Source organism: Liquorilactobacillus mali KCTC 3596 = DSM 20444 (genome assembly GCF_000260415.1).
GTDB lineage: Bacteria > Bacillota > Bacilli > Lactobacillales > Lactobacillaceae > Liquorilactobacillus > Liquorilactobacillus mali.
The window spans coordinates 18908-38382 of record NZ_BACP01000031.1 but is presented as its reverse complement, the minus strand read 5'-3'; the positions used below and the strand labels follow the sequence as shown (position 1 = coordinate 38382).

The 19475-nt window shown below is 37.0% G+C and carries 21 protein-coding genes; 18 read left to right on the top strand and 3 right to left on the bottom strand.

Annotated features, from left to right (window positions below):
• The first annotated feature begins 26 nt into the window (after window positions 1–26).
• On the top strand, window positions 27–986 hold the full coding sequence (locus GSM_RS05155; protein WP_003690629.1) for an ROK family glucokinase: 960 nt from the start codon (window positions 27–29) through the stop codon (window positions 984–986).
• Between the two features lie 30 nt (window positions 987–1016).
• The gene (locus GSM_RS05150; protein ID WP_003690631.1) at window positions 1017–1424 is read left to right on the top strand and encodes a rhodanese-like domain-containing protein; all 408 of its coding nucleotides are present in this window, start codon (window positions 1017–1019) and stop codon (window positions 1422–1424) included.
• Between the two features lie 190 nt (window positions 1425–1614).
• Here the strand turns inward: GSM_RS05150 and GSM_RS14695 are convergent, their stop codons facing one another.
• On the bottom strand, window positions 1615–1791 hold the full coding sequence (locus GSM_RS14695; protein ID WP_003690633.1) for a DUF3042 family protein: 177 nt from the start codon (window positions 1789–1791) through the stop codon (window positions 1615–1617).
• 120 nt (window positions 1792–1911) lie between these two features.
• Between GSM_RS14695 and miaA the strand changes: the two genes are divergently transcribed.
• The 4 genes from miaA to glnA all read left to right on the top strand — a co-directional run bounded on the left by miaA (window position 1912) and on the right by glnA (window position 5960).
• Window positions 1912–2844, top strand: coding sequence for a tRNA (adenosine(37)-N6)-dimethylallyltransferase MiaA (gene miaA / locus GSM_RS05140; protein ID WP_003690634.1), 933 nt, complete (start codon window positions 1912–1914; stop codon window positions 2842–2844).
• 7 nt (window positions 2845–2851) lie between these two features.
• The gene (locus tag GSM_RS05135; protein ID WP_010077866.1) at window positions 2852–4126 is read left to right on the top strand and encodes a methionine gamma-lyase family protein; all 1275 of its coding nucleotides are present in this window, start codon (window positions 2852–2854) and stop codon (window positions 4124–4126) included.
• A 75-nt stretch (window positions 4127–4201) separates the two neighbouring features.
• Window positions 4202–4591, top strand: a complete 390-nt coding sequence (locus GSM_RS05130) for a MerR family transcriptional regulator (protein WP_003690638.1) — start codon at window positions 4202–4204, stop codon at window positions 4589–4591.
• Window positions 4592–4616: 25 nt separating this feature from the next.
• On the top strand, window positions 4617–5960 hold the full coding sequence (gene glnA, locus GSM_RS05125) for a type I glutamate--ammonia ligase (RefSeq protein ID WP_003690640.1): 1344 nt from the start codon (window positions 4617–4619) through the stop codon (window positions 5958–5960).
• A 98-nt stretch (window positions 5961–6058) separates the two neighbouring features.
• Here the strand turns inward: glnA and GSM_RS05120 are convergent, their stop codons facing one another.
• Window positions 6059–6382, bottom strand: a complete 324-nt coding sequence (locus GSM_RS05120; RefSeq protein ID WP_003690642.1) for a hypothetical protein — start codon at window positions 6380–6382, stop codon at window positions 6059–6061.
• 183 nt (window positions 6383–6565) lie between these two features.
• Here GSM_RS05120 and gmk point away from each other — a divergent pair, with 183 nt between their 5' ends.
• The 11 genes from gmk to GSM_RS05065 all read left to right on the top strand — a co-directional run bounded on the left by gmk (window position 6566) and on the right by GSM_RS05065 (window position 18435).
• Window positions 6566–7186, top strand: a complete 621-nt coding sequence (gene gmk / locus GSM_RS05115) for a guanylate kinase (protein WP_003690644.1) — start codon at window positions 6566–6568, stop codon at window positions 7184–7186.
• The gene (gene rpoZ / locus GSM_RS05110; RefSeq protein WP_003690646.1) at window positions 7183–7395 is read left to right on the top strand and encodes a DNA-directed RNA polymerase subunit omega; all 213 of its coding nucleotides are present in this window, start codon (window positions 7183–7185) and stop codon (window positions 7393–7395) included. Before gmk ends, rpoZ begins: the two co-directional genes overlap by 4 nt.
• Window positions 7396–7529: 134 nt before the next feature.
• The gene (gene coaBC, locus GSM_RS05105) at window positions 7530–8708 is read left to right on the top strand and encodes a bifunctional phosphopantothenoylcysteine decarboxylase/phosphopantothenate--cysteine ligase CoaBC (RefSeq protein WP_003690648.1); all 1179 of its coding nucleotides are present in this window, start codon (window positions 7530–7532) and stop codon (window positions 8706–8708) included.
• 12 nt (window positions 8709–8720) lie between these two features.
• Complete coding sequence (gene priA, locus GSM_RS05100; protein WP_076621431.1) at window positions 8721–11141, top strand: primosomal protein N'; 2421 nt, start codon at window positions 8721–8723, stop codon at window positions 11139–11141.
• Window positions 11142–11160: 19 nt separating this feature from the next.
• On the top strand, window positions 11161–12114 hold the full coding sequence (gene fmt / locus GSM_RS05095) for a methionyl-tRNA formyltransferase (protein WP_003690651.1): 954 nt from the start codon (window positions 11161–11163) through the stop codon (window positions 12112–12114).
• Window positions 12107–13438: a 16S rRNA (cytosine(967)-C(5))-methyltransferase RsmB gene (rsmB, locus tag GSM_RS05090; protein WP_003690653.1), complete on the top strand. Its 1332-nt coding sequence runs from the start codon at window positions 12107–12109 to the stop codon at window positions 13436–13438. The genes fmt and rsmB overlap by 8 nt, the downstream gene beginning before the upstream one ends.
• Before the next feature lie 16 nt (window positions 13439–13454).
• Window positions 13455–14204, top strand: a complete 750-nt coding sequence (locus tag GSM_RS05085) for a Stp1/IreP family PP2C-type Ser/Thr phosphatase (RefSeq protein ID WP_003690655.1) — start codon at window positions 13455–13457, stop codon at window positions 14202–14204.
• Window positions 14201–16216, top strand: coding sequence for a Stk1 family PASTA domain-containing Ser/Thr kinase (gene pknB / locus GSM_RS05080; protein ID WP_003690656.1), 2016 nt, complete (start codon window positions 14201–14203; stop codon window positions 16214–16216). Before GSM_RS05085 ends, pknB begins: the two co-directional genes overlap by 4 nt.
• Before the next feature lie 31 nt (window positions 16217–16247).
• On the top strand, window positions 16248–17123 hold the full coding sequence (gene rsgA, locus GSM_RS05075; RefSeq protein ID WP_003690658.1) for a ribosome small subunit-dependent GTPase A: 876 nt from the start codon (window positions 16248–16250) through the stop codon (window positions 17121–17123).
• Window positions 17124–17132: 9 nt separating this feature from the next.
• The gene (rpe, locus tag GSM_RS05070; RefSeq protein WP_003690660.1) at window positions 17133–17786 is read left to right on the top strand and encodes a ribulose-phosphate 3-epimerase; all 654 of its coding nucleotides are present in this window, start codon (window positions 17133–17135) and stop codon (window positions 17784–17786) included.
• A 1-nt stretch (window position 17787) separates the two neighbouring features.
• Complete coding sequence (locus tag GSM_RS05065) at window positions 17788–18435, top strand: thiamine diphosphokinase (protein WP_003690661.1); 648 nt, start codon at window positions 17788–17790, stop codon at window positions 18433–18435.
• Window positions 18436–18661: 226 nt separating this feature from the next.
• Here GSM_RS05065 and rpmB read toward each other — a convergent pair whose 3' ends face one another.
• Window positions 18662–18847, bottom strand: a complete 186-nt coding sequence (gene rpmB, locus GSM_RS05060; RefSeq protein ID WP_003690663.1) for a 50S ribosomal protein L28 — start codon at window positions 18845–18847, stop codon at window positions 18662–18664.
• A 233-nt stretch (window positions 18848–19080) separates the two neighbouring features.
• On the opposite strand from rpmB, the gene GSM_RS05055 reads away from it, so the two are divergent.
• A complete protein-coding gene (locus GSM_RS05055) occupies window positions 19081–19443 on the top strand; it encodes an Asp23/Gls24 family envelope stress response protein (RefSeq protein ID WP_003690665.1) in 363 nt (120 codons plus the stop codon).
• Window positions 19444–19475 lie beyond the last annotated feature (32 nt).

Genomic DNA, 19475 nt, shown 5'->3' with positions numbered 1-19475 from the left:
ATGTTTAATTTTTGGAGGGACATTTAATGGACAAAAAATTGATTGGTGTTGATTTGGGCGGTACAACAATCAAGTTTGCAATTTTAACTGAAAAGGGTGAAATTCAACAAAAATGGAGCTTTGAAACCAATATTCTTGATGATGGTGCACACATTGTTCCAGATATAGTTGAGTCTATCAATCATCATCTGAATTTATATGGTATGGAACCCGAACAGTTTCTTGGTATTGGTATGGGATCACCGGGAACAGTCGATTTAGAAGCAGGAACCGTGACGGGTGCGTATAATCTTAATTGGAAAACCTCGCAAGAAGTAAAAAAGGTTGTGGAAGAAGAGACAAAGATATCTTTTGCCATTGATAATGATGCAAACGTTGCTGCTTTAGGTGAGCAATGGAAGGGTGCAGGTGAAAATGATAAGGAAGTTGCATTTATCACTTTGGGAACTGGTGTCGGTGGCGGACTAGTTTCTAATGGTGAACTTCTTCATGGACTCGGAGCAGCGGGTGAAATCGGGCATATGGTTGTACAGCCAAATGGATATTTGTGCACTTGCGGTAATCATGGCTGTTTAGAGACATATGCTTCAGCAACTGGTGTTGTGCGAGTTGCACGCGATCTTGCGGAAGAATTTGCGGGAGATTCCAAATTGAAGAGCGCATTAGATGATGGGCAGGAGATTACATCTAAGATTGTGTTTGACTTGGCGAAAGAAGATGATCTTCTCGGCAAGATGGTCGTTGATCGTGTCTGTTACTACTTGGGATTGGCTTGTGGGAATATTGGAAACTTATTAAATCCTTCATCTATTATTATTGGTGGTGGGGTTTCTGCAGCTGGAGTATTTTTATTAAGTCGTGTGGAAAAATGCTTTCTGGAATTTGCTTTCCCAACGGTTAGAAAATCTACCAAACTTAAATTAGCACAACTAGGAAATGAGGCTGGTGTTATCGGTGCTGCTTCGTTAGCATTACGTTTCAAATAAGAGGTTAGAATGAAAAGGGGATGATAGTTTATGGTATTAAATGTTTCAGTATGGGTTGTAATTGATATTATTGCCATTGCAATTCTACTTTACATTATCGGAAATCAGCTATATTTATGGTATCAAGGAAGACGAGTTGCAACTTTGCTTGAGAACAAAGAATTCAGACAAGGGATGCATGTTGGGCAGATTATTGATTTGAGAGATAAGGATAATTTTGATGCCGGTCATATAATGGGAGCACGTAACGTTCCGTATACTCAATTCAAAATTATGAAAGAATCAATTCGTAAGGATATGCCTGTTTATTTGTATGATCAAGGCAAGTCTTTGAGTACAAGAATAGCGGTCAAGCTGTATAAAGACGGATACAAAGACATTTTTGTATTAAAAAATGGTTTTGAACGTTGGGATGGCAAGATCAAAAAAAGAAAATAATAAGGTAGTATTTGCAAAGTAGTCTGGAGGCTTTTTTGTATAATACAGGATTACTGAAAAAGTGCGTTTATAGGTAATGAAAAAAGGGCTGCTACAAAACATTGTTTTGGTACAGCCCTTTTCTTGAATACAATTAATTATTTTTAGAATAGTTAATTGTATATCATAGTATTATGTTAGTTTAAAAGTGTTATCCTTGGTGTGCAGAATGCATTTTACGGATTGCACGACGACGATGTTGGTCATCGCGTTCCTCTTTTATTTCAATTGGTTCAACAACATTTTTCTTGAAAGCATAAAAACAACCTGCAGCTGCACCGATTGTTGTAACAATTCCTAATAAAAATCCTGTATTAAATTGTTTCAATAAGAAAACCTCCTCAATCTAGTTACTACATAATCATTATGAAGTATTTTGACTCTAAATTCCAGTTTATTGATTATTTTGCTTAAGATGAAATAAAAAATAATGAAAGGAGCCGTTTTTTTGGCTTATAAAGTAATAGTTATCGTGGGTCCTACCGCTGTTGGAAAAACTTCATTGTCTCTTGTATTGGCACAAAAATTCAATGCTGAAATAATTTCAGGAGATTCTATGCAGGTTTATCGTGGACTAGATATTGGGACAGCAAAGGCTACTGCGGAAGAAAGAAAGTTAGTTCCACATCACTTGATTGATATCAGGGAAATCAATCAACATTTTACGGTCGCAGATTTTGTGCAGGATGCAAGAAAGCAGATCAAGGAAATCAGTGAAAGAAATAAACTACCCTTGATAGTAGGTGGCACTGGGTTTTATTTGCAGGCATTACTCGATGGCTATAATTTGGGTGGTAATGATGTCAGAGGTAATCAGGGCATCCGAAACAAGTTCCAAGATTTTGCTTTAGAAAATGGGAATGAGGCTTTGTGGAGTTATCTAAATAAGATTGACTCAGCTGCTGCAGCACAAATTCCTGTTAATAATGTTAGAAGAATTATTCGTGCGATTGAAGTGTATGAGGTTACGGGACACAAATTTTCGGAACAATTTGATCAGCGGGATGAGGAAATAGACGCTTTAGTAATCGGTTTAAATACAAAACGAAATGTCTTGTATGAGAGAATTGAGCAAAGGGTTGATCAGATGATGCAAGAGGGGTTGCTGGATGAGGCACGCTGGTTGTTCCAAGAAGGCGGCATAAATTTACAACCTGGTAAGGGAATCGGGTATAAGGAGCTTTTCCCCTTTATTGAAGGGACGGAAAGTCTAGTAAATGGAGTAGCAGAAATAAAGAAAAATTCGAGGCATTATGCCAAGAGACAGCTGACTTGGTTTAGAAACAAAATGAATGTAAGATGGTTTGATTTAGTTTCGGATGAAGCTGAGATTGAGAAGGTAACAAGTGCAGTTTTGTTATGGCTTAAAGAGAAAGGATAGATAGAGTTTGAGTACATGGATGGGTGAATTACCGGCAAAATTACAGCAAACGATTGAAGAGGTTGAAAAACAAATAAAGAGTAAGATACAAGAGATCGACGATCAGGCTACATACAATCAAATGAGGGTGCTGAAATGTTTTAAAAAACATCATGTAGCGGAGGAAGATTTTGCAGGTTCAACTGGCTATGGCTATGATGATGTCGGTCGAGACAAACTTGATGCAATTTATGCGGATTACTTTAATGCCGAAGATGCAATGGTTAGACCGCAATTAATTTCAGGAACACATGCGATTACAACAGCACTTTTTGGGGTGCTTAGACCAGGAGATACGTTATTTTATATGACGGGAATGCCATATGATACTATTCAGCATGTTGTCGGTATTGTTGGAGATGAGCCTGGAGCAATGAAAGATTTTGGCATTAATTTTAATTACTCGTCATTACTTGAAAATGGTGAAGTTGATTATGAAGATGTTGCGAAAAAATTGAAAGCTGACAAGAAGATTAAAGTAATTGCTATTCAGCGTTCACGTGGTTATTCAGACAGAGCGAGCTTTACTGTTGCAAAAATCAAACAAATGATTAAATTTGTAAAACAAATCAGCCCAAATGTGATCGTATTTGTTGATAATTGTTATGGTGAGTTTTCAGAAATTAATGAACCAACCGAATATGGTGCAGATCTGATGGCGGGTTCATTGTTTAAAAATGCTGGCGCTGGGATTGCTAAGACTGGGGCCTATATAGTGGGAAAAAAAGACCTAATTAGACAAGCAGGTAATAGATTAAATGTTCCAGGAGCAGGTAAAAATGAAGGGGCAACTATCGGACACATGCGTGATATGTTTCAAGGTTTCTTCTTGGCACCAAATGTGACTGCTAATGCAATTAAGGGTGCGGTATTTGCAAGTGCATTGTTAGAAAAAATGGGACTCGATGTTTCACCAAAATGGAATGAACCGAGAACAGACTTGGTACAAACGATTAATTTTGGGAATCCTGAGGCAATGATTTCTTTTTGTGCAGCAATTCAACATTATTCACCTGTAAATTCATTTGTAGATCCGGTACCTAGTTACATGGATGGATATGAGGACGAAGAAATAATGGCATCAGGTAGTTTTACAGAAGGTTCAACAATTGAACTATCATCTGACGGGCCTTTGAGACCTCCATTTACTTTGTATATTCAAGGAGGATTAACTTATTCACACGTAAAAATTGCGATTAGTAATGCAGTGAGTGAAACTTTCTTCGAAAACAAAAAGATGTAAGAAAATGTAACATTTGGCGTTGACATTCATAATGCCCCTTGCTATCATAAGGGCGTAACTTAGAGGAGGGTTGTTATGAAAGAGAAGGAGCTCAGACGGTCGCTTGCTGTTTTGCCTATTGGTACTGTGATGAAACTCACAAATTTATCTGCACGTCAGATTCGTTACTATGAAGAACAAGAGTTGGTCATGCCTAAGCGCAGTGAAGGTAATCGTAGAATGTATTCTTTGAATGACATTGATCGTCTACTTGAGATTAAGGATTTCTTGGATGAAGGGATTAATATGGCTGGTATTAAGCATATATACGATGAGAAGGAACGGAAACTTGCTGAGAAACAAGCTAAGCTTGAGAAACCACTGACGGATACTGATGTACGACGGATTTTGCGTGATGAGTTTATTGCAGTGAGTGGGCTCAGTAAGCAGAATGAGTCTTCTTTTAAACATAATAATAACTTCTAAAAATTCAATAAGGAGCGATTTAATGATGGTAAAGCCTAATTATACAAAGGATGATATCCGTAAAATAGCCAAAGATGAAAATGTTAAGTTTTTGCGTTTGATGTTCACCGATCTATATGGTGTTATCAAAAATGTTGAGGTTCCAATTAGCCAACTTGAAAAATTATTGGATAACAAATTAATGTTTGATGGTTCTTCAATTGATGGTTTTGTTAGGATTGAAGAGAGTGATATGTGGTTATACCCAGACTTATCAACTTGGATGATTTTCCCTTGGGGAAGCGAACATGGGAAAGTAGCTCGTGTTATTTGTGAAGTCTACAATGCTGATCGCACACCATTCATCGGTGATCCACGTAATAACTTAATTCGAGTTCTTGACGAAATGAAGGAATTAGGCTTTACCGACTTTAATATTGGACCTGAACCAGAGTTCTTCTTGTTTAAACTTGATCCAGAAACTGGTAAGCCAACATTGAACCTTAATGATAAGGGAAGTTATTTCGATTTAGCTCCTGTTGATTTGGGCGAGAATTGCCGTCGTGATATTGTTTTGGAATTAGAAAACATGGGCTTTGATATTGAAGCTTCTCATCATGAAGTTGCTCCTGGGCAACATGAAATCGACTTTAAGTATGCTGATGCACTCCAAGCATGTGATAATATTCAAACATTTAAGTTAGTTGTAAAAACTGTTGCAAGAAAACATGGTTTACACGCAACATTTATGCCAAAACCACTTGATCGCATTAACGGATCGGGTATGCACATTAATATGTCATTGTTCAATGGCGATGGGAATGCATTCTTTGATGAAAATGATGAAATGCAATTATCTAAAGAAGCACGTTACTTCTTAGGCGGTTTGTTGACACACGCACGTAGCTTTACAGCTGTAACTAACCCAACTGTTAACTCATACAAGCGTTTGGTTCCTGGATATGAAGCACCTGTTTATGTTGCTTGGTCTGGTCGCAACCGTTCACCTCTTGTACGTGTTCCAATCGCACGTGGTATGTCAACACGTCTTGAATTGCGTAGTGTAGATCCAAGTGCAAATCCATACTTAGCAATTGCCTCAATTTTGGAAGCAGGGTTGGATGGTCTGCGTAAGCAGATTGAAGCTCCAAAGCCAATCGATCGTAACATCTATGTAATGGATGCGGAAGAACGTAAGGCAAATGGTATCTCTGATCTTCCATCAACATTGCATAATGCACTTAAAGAACTTGAAAAAGATGAAGTAATTGCAAAAGCAATGGGTCCTCATTTGTATCAAAACTTTATTGAAGGTAAGAAACTCGAATGGGGTGCTTATCGTCAAGAAGTTTCACAATGGGAACGTGATCAATACTTAGAATTATATTAGAGTCAAAATAAAAACCGTTGGCAAATTAGTTACCTGTTCATCAGGAATATTCGCCAATGGTTTTTATTAGTCAAAAAACAAAATGTTTAGAGATGATTTTATCTTTTTGCCAGTTTAATGTACTTTATTTGGTTAATATTTAGCAGGTGTGATAAATTATCTCCAAGGCTATCAAGTTTAAGAATTGTTTTATTGTTTTTGTTTCTCGAGATGAAACCAGTTGCTACAAATTCATTATCATAAATATCTTTATAACTTATACTGATGACTTTATGTTTTTGGATAGCCTGGTTAATAAAATAGTTAAGCTGAAAGATAGGCATTTGTATGCAGTTACTAAAATCTTGTTTAGCATACGAAACAAATTGCTTTTGGATATTCTGAGTGATTTGCTGCAGTGTTGTTTTTTTTAATTCTAGCATATTGGAAACACTCTCCTTTTTCAGAACGTTTGTTCGATATTTATATTATAGAACAAATGTTCGAAAAAGCAAGCGGTAAAAGTATTTTTTATTAAGAAATTCTAATTAAGAATAACTTGAAATTTTTTGAAAAAAAGTACATGATAATCTTAATACAATATTTTAGAGGAGAGTTTTGTAAACATGTCTAAACGGGGAATGTTGATAGTATTGTCTGGACCTTCTGGAGTCGGTAAAGGAACAGTTAGGAAAGCTATTTTTGAGCAAGATGATAATAAGTTTCATTATTCAATCTCTATGACTACGAGATCGATGCGAAAAGGCGAAGTTGACGGAAAAGATTATTATTTTGTTTCGAAGGCTGAGTTTGAAAAGGAAATTCGAAATGGCGGCATGCTTGAATATGCTCAGTATGTTGACAATTATTATGGAACACCGCTAAAATATGTTAATGAGATGCTTGATCAAGGCAAGGATGTTTTTCTTGAGATCGAAGTAAATGGTGCTATGCAAGTTCGTGAAAAATGTCCTGATGGTTTATTTATTTTTTTGACACCTCCAGATCTTATGGAACTGCGTCATAGAATAAGCGGACGTGGAACAGATGATTTAGCGACTATTGATAAGCGTATGGCTAAAGCAGTTGATGAAATTGAAATGATGCAAAATTACGATTATGCGGTTGTTAATGACGAAGTTTTGAACGCGGTTGAGAAGGTAAAGACCATCATCAGGGCTGAAAGATGGCGGGTAAAGAGATTCTTACCTGATTATAAAAAGCGACTAGGAGATGATTTAAAATGATTTTATATCCATCAGTTGATGATTTATTGGAACGAATTGATTCGCGTTATTCGTTGGTAATGTTAGCTAGTAAAAGGGCTCACGAGTTGGATGCAGGTGCAATTCCAATGCTTAGTGAATATAAGTCTGTTAAGAATGTTGGCAAGGCACTCGAAGAAGTTGTTGCTGACGATTTGATTATTGATCCAGACCACAGAGACGAAGTATAATTTTTTTACTTCAGGGAAAGGCCATGAGACTGCTGATATGATGGTATCAGAATAATAGTCACAATGGTCTTTTTTGATGTTCTTTTTTGGCTATATTATTGATACAATATAGTTATCATTAAGGAGGGTTACAATTGGAGAATATGCATGTCGCTGTCTGTGTAACTGGAGGAGTTGCAGCTTATAAAGCGGTTATTTTTATTAGAAAATTAATCAAGGAAAAAGCAGAAGTTAAAGTCGTAATGACCGAAGAAGCAGCGAGCTTTGTGACTCCGCTAACCTTTAAAACTATCAGCCGGAATAATGTATACTGTGAAATGGGGCAACAACAGGGAATTGTCGATCATGTTGAACTTGCTAAATGGGCAGATATCGCGGTAGTTATCCCTGCAACTGCCAATACCATTGGCAAAATTGCTAACGGTATTGCTGACAATTTTGCAACAACTTGCTTGATTGCTATGAATTGTCCAAAGTTTATAGTACCTGCAATGAATGATAAAATGTATGACAATGAAGCAGTGCAAAGAAATCTGCAACAGCTAATTGAAGATGGGTATCAAGTCCTAGAACCTGACACTGGATTTCTTGCTGAAGGATATGATGCTAAAGGCCGTATGCCAGAACCTGATGCAGTTTTTAAATGGATTAGTGATTTCATCTCAAACAAACATGATCTAAAAGGGAAAAAAGTCGTGGTTACCGCAGGACACACGATTGAAGCAATTGATCCCGTGAGATATATTACAAACCATTCTTCTGGTAAGATGGGATTTGCAGTCGCCAGAAATGCAGTAAGACGTGGAGCGGATGTAATCCTAATAAGTGGGCCAACACATTTGGCTAATGACACGGGTGCGAAGCTGGTATCTGTTAGGACGACTGCACAGATGCATAAGGCTGTAGAAGAACAATATTCGGATTCAGACATTGTGATTATGGCGGCCGCAGTAGCAGATTATCATGTGTTACGACCTTCAAAACAAAAAATTAAGAAGACGGGCAGTAAGTTGACCCTAGAACTAGAAAAAAATATTGATATTTTAAAGACACTTGGTCAGAAGAAAAAAACACAAAAATTGGTCGGTTTTGCTGCTGAGACGCAAAATCTATTAGAAAATGGGCAACAAAAATTGATTAGTAAAAATCTCGACTTGATTGTTGCAAATGATGTTTCACGTTCAGATATTGGTTTTGGCAGTGATGAAAATGAAGTGGTCTTTATGCGTCCTGGTAAAGAAAATATCAATAGTCCAAAAACTGATAAAAATAATATTGCCAAGATGATTTTTGATCTTATTACAGAAGACTAGGGGGAATTCACAATCGCATCTTTTGCTGAAATAATTGTTGACATACCAGCTATGCAAACTGACAAACCTTTTGTATATCAAATTCCTCCTAAATTTGAAGATATGATTCAGGTAGGAATGCGGGTGAGTGTGCCATTTGGAAATGGTAATCGGTTAATTCAGGGATTTGTAATAGGACTAAAAGCAGGCAATGATTTTTCTGGAAAAATCAAAGAAATAAAATCCTTGATTGATGTTGAACCAGTGCTAACCGAGGAATCGATTGCCTTAGCAAAATGGTTGGCGCATGAAACGTACTCATTTCTGATAAGTTGTCTACAAGTAATGCTGCCAAGTGCGATGCGTGCTAAATATTATAAACAGTTAGTTCTTGTTGATGATGCAGTTGATCCAGCGGTTAAAGAGTATTTTTCTTCCAGTAAGAAACAAATTTTGAATGAAGATAAGATCGATCCAGCATTATTGAAACAATTAATGGCTGCCAGAACTTCAGGAAAAATTAGTTTAGAATATTTGATGAAAGATAGTTTGGTTGAAAAAAAGGTTCAGGTTATTCTGAACAATTTGACAGCAAAAAGTTACAAAATTGAAAAAGATAAATTGCGTGCTAATGCTTTAAACTTGAATAGACTGCTTGATTATTTGATTAAACTTGGAGATTCAGCAATTGAACAAACAATGCTTGAACAAAAATTAGGAATTACGAGTGCTGTAATAAAAAATGCAGAATCAAAAAATTGGTTGAAACGCAAAGCTATAGTGAAAAGAAGAGCAGCTTATAAGCAAAGTGATTTTGTTAGAACCACACCAAAAGAACTTACTAGTGCTCAAAAAGACGTTATTGTTAAAATCAATAATTCCATGGATGAAAATAAAGAAAAAATTTTCTTGCTCGAAGGCGTAACGGGAAGTGGAAAGACAGAAGTTTATCTTCAGGCAATGGCAAAAGCACTTAAAAAGGGCAAGACTGCTTTAATGTTGGTTCCAGAAATAGCATTAACACCGCAAATGGTAAAGAATGTAGTTGGAAGATTTGGCTCAAATGTTGCGCTATTGCACAGCGGGTTATCTGAAGGTGAACGTCTAGATGAGTGGCGCAGGATTCAAAATGGAAGAGCAAAGGTAGTTGTTGGTGCAAGATCAGCAATTTTTGCGCCTTTGAAGAAGATTGGCATAATTGTCATCGATGAAGAACATGAGGCAAGTTACAAGCAAGAAAAGATGCCACGTTATCATGCCATAGAAGTTGCAAAGTGGCGTGCACGATACCACAATTGTTCTTTAGTTTTAGGCAGTGCTACACCTTCACTTGAGTCGAGGGCGCGTGCCCAAAAAGGTGTCTACGAATGGCTTCATCTTAGTGAGAGAATTAACAAGATGCCTTTGCCAGAAGTTGAACTGATTGATATGAGAAAGGCAACTAAAAAAATTGATGATAATGTTGATTTTTCGACTGAACTGCGTAGTGAAATTGCCTTGAGACTGAAACGCAAGGAACAAATTATTTTGATGCTCAATCGGAGAGGGTACTCTTCTTTTATGATGTGTCGTGACTGCGGTGAGGTTTTGCTGTGTCCAAATTGTGACATTTCACTAACTCTGCATTTAGACAGTCGTTCAATGAAATGCCATTATTGTGGACATGAGGAGAAAATACCGCAAAAATGTCCAAATTGTGGCAGTAATAAAATTCGATACTATGGAACTGGTACTCAAAAAGTTGAGCAGGAATTGCAAAATTTATTTCCCAAAGCACGTGTTCTGAGAATGGATGTGGATACCACTAGAAGAAAGGGAATGCATGCCAAAATCTTGAAACAATTTGGTGAGAAGAAAGCGGATATTCTGTTAGGGACACAAATGATTGCAAAAGGATTGGACTATCCTGATGTGACGTTGGTCGGTGTTTTGAATGCAGATACAGCACTTGGATTGGCTGACTTTAGAGCAAGCGAACGAACCTTCCAATTATTAACACAGGTAAGCGGAAGGGCAGGAAGGGCCGATAAAGAAGGCAAAGTTATTATTCAGACTTTTAATCCCGAACACTATGCTCTGCAATTGGCAAAGAAACAAGATTACGAAAGATTCTTTGTTAGAGAAATGAATGTGCGGCATCAAAATGGTTATCCACCGTATTTTTATACAGTCCAAATTACTGCCAGTGCAAAAGAAGAAGGGCTGGCTGCAAAAAAGATCTACCAGATTTATGCTGAGATAAAATCTTCTTTGAGTACAAAATCGATTATTTTAGGACCAACGCCGAAAGCAATAATGCGTATTAATAATCAATTTTATTACCAATTGATTATTAAATATAAAAAAGAACTTAATTTAGATGCAGCGTTAAATACAATTTTACAGAAGAGTCAAAAAGATGAGCGGCAGGGAATTTTAATTTCAATCGATAAGGAACCACTTAATTTTATTTAAAAGGAAACGAGGTATTTAGATGGTATCAGTAATTTTTATGGGAACTCCTGAATTTGCAGCAACTATTCTTGAAGGAATAATTGCTACTGATTATGACGTTAAAGCAGTTGTGACACAACCAGACAGGTATACAGGCAGAAAACGTATTTTGACTGCTTCACCGGTGAAACAAGTGGCAGTAAGCCATGGTATTCCAGTGTATCAGCCCCAAAAATTAGGAAAGAGTACTGAACTTGCTCAGTTGATAGAAATTAAACCAGATTTAATAATCACTGCTGCCTTTGGTCAATTCCTACCAATGTCGCTAATCAATTCTGCAAAGATTGCAGCCGTAAATGTACATGGTTCGCTGCTGCCTAAGTATCGTGGAGGAGCACCTGTCCAATACGCTATTATGAATGGCGAAGATAAGACTGGGGTCACGTTAATTTACATGATTAAGAAGATGGATGCAGGTGATATGTTGGCACAAGCTGAATTACCAATCTTGCCAGATGATGATAATGGAACAATTTTCACTAAGATGAGTCTTTTAGGAAGAGATGTTTTAATAAAGACACTTCCTAAAATTATTAGTGGTGAGGTCACGGCGGTAAAGCAAGATGAAGAAGCAGCTACATTTGCCCCAGTTATTTCAGCAGAGCAGGAGAAGTTATCGCTAGATTTGACCGCACAACAACTTGATTATATGATTAGAGCACTTAGACCGCAGCCGGGACCATATTTTGAAAAACTTTTGAATAAAAGGACAAAACTATGGGATATAAGGCCACTTGATGAAAAAACTGAATACGAACCCGGAGTAGTTGTATTTGTAGACAAAAAACAATTGAAGGTGGCTGCTGCTCAGGGAAGTGTGTATGAAATTAAGGAAATTCAACCTGCCGGTAAGCCAAAAATGACAATTAATAACTTTTTAAATGGTCAAGGTCAGGGAATAAAAGCAGGACAGAGGATTATAACAGATGAATGAAGATAATAAAAACCCCAGGTTAATGGCAGTTGAAATTCTAACCAAGATTGCCAAAAATGGAGCTTATTCGAACTTGGCACTTAATCAGGTTCTTAAAAAAGATCAGATGTCGAGAGTAGATGCTAATCTACTGACAATTATTGTATATGGAGTTCTCCAGAATCTTTTATTACTTGAATTTTGGTTGGAACCTTTTGTTAAGGGCAAGAAAATGGATGACTGGGTCAAGCAGCTATTATTGATGTCCTTGTATCAACTGAAATTTCTAGATAAGGTCCCAAATCATGCAGTGCTGAATGAAGCAATCAAGATTGCAAAAAGTAAGGGACACGATGGTACAAGAAAGTTTGTAACAGGTGTTTTGCATGCAATTTTACGTAAAGGTGTTCATGATGCTGCAAGTATCGAAGATGAGAATGAGCGACTAAGTATTGTCTATAGTGTACCTGTATGGATAGTTGAAGAGTTAAAGAAACAGGTTGGATATGATAAAACAGTCGCAATTTTAAATTCTTTGAATAAGGCACCGAAGCAAGCAATTAGGGTAAATGAATCAAAGGCATCAATTGAAGATGTTAAAACTGAATTAACTCGCGAAGGTTTTAAAGTTGAAAATAGTCAAGTTGCAGCAGGGAGTCTAATCGTGGAAAAAGGGCATGTTAGTTCAACCCGACTCTTTGAAGAAGGTAAAATAATGCTGCAAGACGAAAGTGCAGGTCTTGTAGTTGAGGCCATGAATTTGAATGGAGATGAACAGGTTTTAGATGCTTGTGCTGCCCCAGGTGGAAAAACAATGCAGATTGCTGATTATCTGAGAACTGGTACGGTCACAGCTTTGGATATCCACAAACATAAGGTAAAACTGATTAAAGAAAATGCTAGGAAATGCGGATTTGAGGAAAAAGTAAATTCAATACAGCTTGATGCTAGAAAATTGAATGAACATTTCGAGCCTGAAAGTTTCAATCAAATACTGGTTGACGCACCTTGCTCTGGTATTGGATTAATGAGGAGAAAACCGGAAGTCAGATATGAGAAATCTTTGCAAGATTCGTTAAACTTGCATAGGGTTCAAGTTGGAATATTGGATAAAGTTGCAAATTATATTGAAATTAACGGGTACTTAACGTATAGTACTTGTACTATATTAGAAACTGAAAATACCAGTGTGATTAAAGAATTTTTAGAAATGCATCATGAATTTGAACAAGTTGAGGTGAAGACAAGATTGAATTTACCTAATACTAAAAAAAGTTTGACAATCTATCCAGATGATTATGAATCTGATGGCTTTTTCATTACCCGGTTGAGGAGAGTAAGATAAACGAGGTGAGTACCTGATGAATTTTGCATATAAGAGTGATGTGGGCGAAGTAAGGCCCAACAATGAGGATTATGTAGGTGTTTTTAAAAATATTGCCAATATAAGCTTTGCGATTGTTGCGGATGGCCTGGGTGGTCACAAAGGTGGCGATGTTGCCTCAGAAATGGCAGTTTCTCACTTGGGCTTTCGGTTTGAAGAAACTGAAATTGATACAATTGATATTGCTGCAAAGTGGCTGGTAGATGAAGTTCAGCGAGAAAACAAATTAATTTTAGAGCGCTCAAACCAATATGAAGACCTAAATGGTATGGGGACGACGATTGTGTGTGCTATTTTCTTTGGCGATGAGGTGCTCTTGGCAAACATTGGCGATAGTAGGGGATACTTATTGCGAGACAGTGATTTGATGCAGTTAACCGAGGATCATTCTTTAGTAAATGAATTATTAAAAAGTGGTCAAATTAGTTCTGAAGAAGCAAGAAATCATCCTCAAAAAAATATTGTCACTAGAACACTTGGAATATCGGAAAATGCAAATATCGATGAAAAGATTATCAAGATAGAAGAAAATGATATTTTACTACTTTGTTCTGATGGACTTACAAATATGGTTGATGATCAATTGATAAAAAAGGTTTTGCTGAATAATGAGTCTTTCGCAGATAAATGTGACAAGCTAATCGATATGGCAAATAAGGCCGGTGGAAATGACAACGTTACACTCTTACTTGCTTCTTCCTCGTTTGAGAGGAGGGATGAGCAGTGAAACCAGGATATGTACTGAGCGGACGATATAAGGTTGTAGAGACATTAGGCGAAGGTGGGATGGCCAATGTCTATCTTGCATACGATTTAATCTTAAAGAGAAATGTTGCAGTTAAGTTGATGCGCCTTGATTTACGCGATAATGAAGCTGCGATTAGAAGGTTTCGACGTGAGGCAATCTCTTTGACAGAACTCGTCCATCCAAACATTGTCAGCATTTATGATATTGATGAAGACAACGGTACACAGTTTTTAGTGATGGAATACGTAGAAGGAATGGATTTAAAGAGTTACATAGCACAAAATTATCCTCTTAGTTACGAGCAGGTAGTCAACATTATGGATCAGGTGTTGTCGGCGGTTGAAGAAGCACATGCACATGATATTATTCATCGTGACTTAAAGCCACAAAATATTTTGATCAACGCTGATGGACAGGTGAAGATTACCGATTTTGGAATAGCGTTAGCGACTTCTGAATATTCGTTGACACAGACAAACACATTAATGGGATCAGTGCATTATCTTTCTCCAGAGCAGGCTAGAGGAAGCGTAGTTACTAAACAATCAGACATTTACTCATTGGGCATAATCTTATTTGAATTATTGACAAGCCGAGTTCCCTATCAGGGAGAAACAGCTGTTTCAATAGCTTTGAAACATTTTCAAAATGATATGCCTTCTGTTAGGTCCTTTGACAGTCAGATACCACAAGCACTTGAGAATGTCGTATTAAAAGCGACTGCAAAAAATTTAACAGAACGGTATCAGAATGCTTCAGAAATGAAGGATGATATTGAAACTGCCCTCTCATATACTAGAAGTAATGAAGGAAAATGGGAACCCGCGAGTATAATTGAGGACGAAACTAAGGTTTTGGAACCTTTGAGTGCACAGCAAGTTAAAAAGAATATTGGCTTAGGTGATAAAAAAGATGGTTCTGAAAAAGATGGTAAACCCAAGAAGAAGTGGAGCAAAAAGAAAAAGTGGCTAATTTGGTCATTGATTGCAGCAGCTATATTTGTTTTGATAATTTTTATAACTGCATTGGCAATGAGTCCAAAGGATGTGACAGTTCCGGATCTGCAAGGAATGAATGAGACAGAGGCGAAAACTGCTCTTGAATCTCAACAACTGTCTATTGGAAATATTATCAGGCGAGATAGTACAAAATATGATAAGGGGCAGGTTATCTCATCTAGTCCGACCGTGGGCTCAAGTGTACGTCAAGATTCAAAAGTTGATCTGATAATTTCAAAAGGTCCTGAAAAAAATGTGTTTGGTAATTATAAAGGGCAATCATACGCTAAGGTGAAAAGTAAGCTTGAGAACAAGGGCGTTACTGTTGTCAAGGAGACAAAGAGTTCCAATTCGGTAGCAAAGGGAGAAATTATTAGTCAGAATATTTCGTCCAAGAAGAAGGTAGTTTGGGATCAAACAACGGTCAGATTTGTTGTTAGTTCTGGTGCAAAGAAAGTTATTTTACGTGATTTGACAGGCTATACTGAAAAAAGCGTGGAGGACTATGCTGAAGAGCTGGGTCTTGCATTAAATATTGAAAATGACTCTTCAGGCAGTTCTAGCACAGGATTAGTGGTTTCACAAGAACCTGCTGCGAATACGCGTGTTGAAGCAGGGGATACTTTAAACGTGGTTTTAGGGTCGACTTCTGAGAGTTCTTCCAGCGATGAATCGCAGCAAAGTAGTAGCTCAAGCAGTAGTGAAAGTAGTTCAACTAATACTTTTTCTGTTCGTGTAAACATTCCGTACCAGGCTTCTTCCAGCAGCACACAGAGTTCTACAGGCTCTTCGGAAAGTTCTAGTACAATGAATACGATTCAAATTTACTTGCAAGATGATAATCATAGCTATAGTGATATCTACCAGCAATTTACGATTTCATCTGATACGAGTGTGACTCTGCCATTTACATTAAGTGGTTCGGATACTGGTAAATATAAAATTGTTAGAGATGGTCAGGTTATCGCTGAGAAAACAGATGTGACAAGCTAAACTTACGAAGCTTGAAAGGCAGGGTGATTTATTGTTAAGAGGTCAAATTCGACAATCGTTGAGTGGATATTATGATGTTGATATGGAAGGTATTACTTATCGAACACGTGCACGTGGAAATTTCCGAAAAAAAGGTGAAGCTCCACTCGTGGGTGATTGGGTAGAATTCAAGGCTGATAATCAAAATGAGGGTTACATTTTACGAATAGAAAAGCGAAAGAATGAATTAATAAGACCACCAGTAGCCAATATTGATTATGCAATTGTGGTGACGGCTTGTAAGGAGCCCAAGTTCTCTTCAAATTTATTGGATCGTCAGTTGGTAATGCTTGAGAAGAATCAAATTACGCCGTTATTGTTTTTTTCAAAGGTAGATTTATTAACTGAAGAAGAATTCTTAGAGATAAAACAAGTTGTAGCAGACTATCAAAAAATATATGACTGTCAATTAGGAAGCCTTGATTCTGTCGTGGCACTTACCGAAAAATTTCAGCAGAAGACGGTCGTTGTAATGGGACAGACCGGTGCTGGCAAATCAACATTATTGAATAATCTTCAACCAAAACTCAAGTTAGAAACCGGTGAAGTTTCGAAAGCTTTAAGTCGAGGGAAACATACAACTAGAAAAGTGACGCTCTTACCCATAAATGGGAATTTAATTGCAGATACCCCAGGTTTTTCATCCTTTGACTTATTAGAGATAAAAAAAGAGGAACTGGCAAAATATTTTCCAGATTTTCAAAACTATGCTGCAGGATGTAAGTTCAGAAGCTGTATTCATTTGAACGAACCAGGATGCAAAGTCAAAGAGGCTGTGAAAAAAGGTGAGATTAAGTCAAGTAGATATGAAAATTATCAACAATTTCAAGAAGAAATAAGTAAGCAAAAGGTAAAATATCGAAAATGAGGTGTTAGGATGAAAATTGCTCCTTCAATTTTAAGTGCTGATTTTGCAAATTTAAAAAATGATGTAGAAATGACGACTCAGGCTGGTGCTGAATACTTGCATATTGACATAATGGATGGTCATTTTGTGCCCAATCTTTCATTTGGTGAACCGATTTTAAGGGCAATTAGACCATATTCGAAACAAGTCTTCGACTGCCATCTGATGGTTGACAATCCTGAAGAATATATTGCAATTCTTGCAGATGCGGGTGCTGATGTATTGGGAGTGCATTATGAAGCAACTCCGCATATTCACCGAGTCTTGCAGCAAATCAAGGAAGCTGGGTGTGAAGCTGAGGTCGTAATCAATCCTGGGACACCAGTGACCGTTCTCGAAGATTTGTTAGAAATGGTAGATGCGGTGTTGATTATGACTGTTAATCCAGGATTCGGGGGCCAAAAGTTTTTACCTAGTATGCTTTCAAAAATTCAAGCTTTGAACCAGATTAAAAACGACAGAAAACTTAGTTTTGATATTGAGGTTGATGGAGGCATCAACAGTGAAACAATTAAACAATGCCAACAAGCAGGGGCTACAATTGCGGTGGCCGGATCATTTGTGTTTAATTCAACTGATCCGATTGAAAAAATACAATTATTACACAAGGTGACGGGTGATTAGAGTGGAAATAAATCTACTAGTTGGAGGTCCAATCAGCGAATGGCCGGAAGCGCTGCTGAAAAAAGATGATGACAAGATCTGGGTTGGTGCAGATCGTGGGGCCTTGCGGTTAATTCAGAATGGAATTCAACCAACAATTGCAATCGGTGATTTTGACTCTTCGACAAAAGCAGAACAAGATCTGATCAGGGAAAATAGTAAGAAAGTTTACACTGCTAAACCTGAAAAAGACGACACTGATACAGAGCTCGCATTAAAAATTATATTTAAGAGTTTTCAAGATATTAGTAGAATAAACATATTCGGTGCCACCGGCGGTAGGATAGACCATCTTTTGGCTAATTTGTTTTTTGTGTTAAGGAAACCATTTTATGAATATGCAGATAAAATTTTTATTTTTGATCGTTTTAACACTATTAATTTCTATAGACCAGGCACTTATATTATTCAAAAAGAAAATGACAAGAAGTATTTGGCATTTGTTCCATTGACTAGCGTCGAAAAACTAAGTTTGATTGATGAAAAATATCGTTTGGATAAAAGAGATTTTAAATTTCCCATATCGTTGGCAAGCAATGAGTTTGTGGGTAAAAAAGGAAGTTTTAGTTTTGTGAATGGGGTTGTGTGTGTGATTCAAAGCAAGGATTAGGCGAAATACGGAATATTGTAAAAAATAGACATTTTATTTAGTCAGAGTATGCGAAGGAGTTTCTGTTTTAACCAGAGACTTCTTCATTTTTTATTCATTGATCGATGTTCATTTACAAGTGAAGTTGATACCATGATTTTAGTTAATTTTTAAAAGGTTAGAGGATATAATCGATATATTTGTAACTGCAATAAAAAAAGACCCGTAAAAAACGAGTCTTCAGTGTTTAAACACGAGTAACTTTACCGGATTTCAATGCACGAGCTGAAACCCAAACCTTCTTAGGTTTACCATCAACCAAGATGCGAACTTTTTGCAAATTTGGTTTCCATGAACGGTTTGTTTGGTTTAAAGCATGTGAACGTTTCTTTCCGAAAGTTGTTTTACGGCCAGTAATAAAATCTTTTGCCATTATTAGTTCCTCCTTTAATGATAGGATTCAAAGCATACGTACTACTTACTCACTAGAATAAGTTATCATAATTAACGAATGATTGCAAGAATTTTCTGTAAAGTAAAATAACTTGGCAGATAAGTTATTGTTTTTCACTTGAAATTGTCACAATCATACGGTATAGTGATCTGTCGTATTTTATGCTAGAATGATACTAGTATTTGTGTGTTAAATTAAGGAGGCTGTATCTAATGGCTGTAAAAATCAAAACGCAATTTGGAAATATTGATATCAATAATGATGTTATTGCGACAGTTGTTGGTGGTGCTGCAACTGAAATATTCGGAATTGTCGGAATGGCAAGTAAAAACCAGATTAGAGACAATCTTAATGAAATTCTGAAACGTGATAACTATTCAAAGGGTGTCGTTGTGCGTCAAGAGGATGACGGAGTTGCAGTTGATGTGTATATAATTGTAGGTTACGGCACAAAGATCTCTGAAATTTGCCGTAATGTGCAAGACAAAGTTAAATATAATTTGGAAACCATGTTAGGAATAACAGCTAATTCGGTCAATGTTTTCGTACAAGGTGTACGAGTCATTGAAGAATAACTGAGTGTTATGGGGACCAAGGAGGATAATTG

Excerpts from the sequence above, each read along its gene's own strand:
- GSM_RS05155 (WP_003690629.1), top strand. The coding sequence starts at position 27 with ATGGACAAAAAATTGATTGGTGTTGATTTGGGCGGTACAACAATCAAG.
- GSM_RS05150 (WP_003690631.1), top strand. The coding sequence starts at position 1,017 with ATGGTATTAAATGTTTCAGTATGGGTTGTAATTGATATTATTGCCATT.
- GSM_RS05130 (WP_003690638.1), top strand. The coding sequence starts at position 4,202 with ATGAAAGAGAAGGAGCTCAGACGGTCGCTTGCTGTTTTGCCTATTGGT.
- glnA (WP_003690640.1), top strand. The coding sequence starts at position 4,617 with ATGGTAAAGCCTAATTATACAAAGGATGATATCCGTAAAATAGCCAAA.
- GSM_RS05120 (WP_003690642.1), bottom strand. The coding sequence starts at position 6,382 with ATGCTAGAATTAAAAAAAACAACACTGCAGCAAATCACTCAGAATATC.
- gmk (WP_003690644.1), top strand. The coding sequence starts at position 6,566 with ATGTCTAAACGGGGAATGTTGATAGTATTGTCTGGACCTTCTGGAGTC.
- rpoZ (WP_003690646.1), top strand. The coding sequence starts at position 7,183 with ATGATTTTATATCCATCAGTTGATGATTTATTGGAACGAATTGATTCG.
- fmt (WP_003690651.1), top strand. The coding sequence starts at position 11,161 with ATGGTATCAGTAATTTTTATGGGAACTCCTGAATTTGCAGCAACTATT.
- rsmB (WP_003690653.1), top strand. The coding sequence starts at position 12,107 with ATGAATGAAGATAATAAAAACCCCAGGTTAATGGCAGTTGAAATTCTA.
- GSM_RS05085 (WP_003690655.1), top strand. The coding sequence starts at position 13,455 with ATGAATTTTGCATATAAGAGTGATGTGGGCGAAGTAAGGCCCAACAAT.
- rpe (WP_003690660.1), top strand. The coding sequence starts at position 17,133 with ATGAAAATTGCTCCTTCAATTTTAAGTGCTGATTTTGCAAATTTAAAA.
- rpmB (WP_003690663.1), bottom strand. The coding sequence starts at position 18,847 with ATGGCAAAAGATTTTATTACTGGCCGTAAAACAACTTTCGGAAAGAAA.
- GSM_RS05055 (WP_003690665.1), top strand. The coding sequence starts at position 19,081 with ATGGCTGTAAAAATCAAAACGCAATTTGGAAATATTGATATCAATAAT.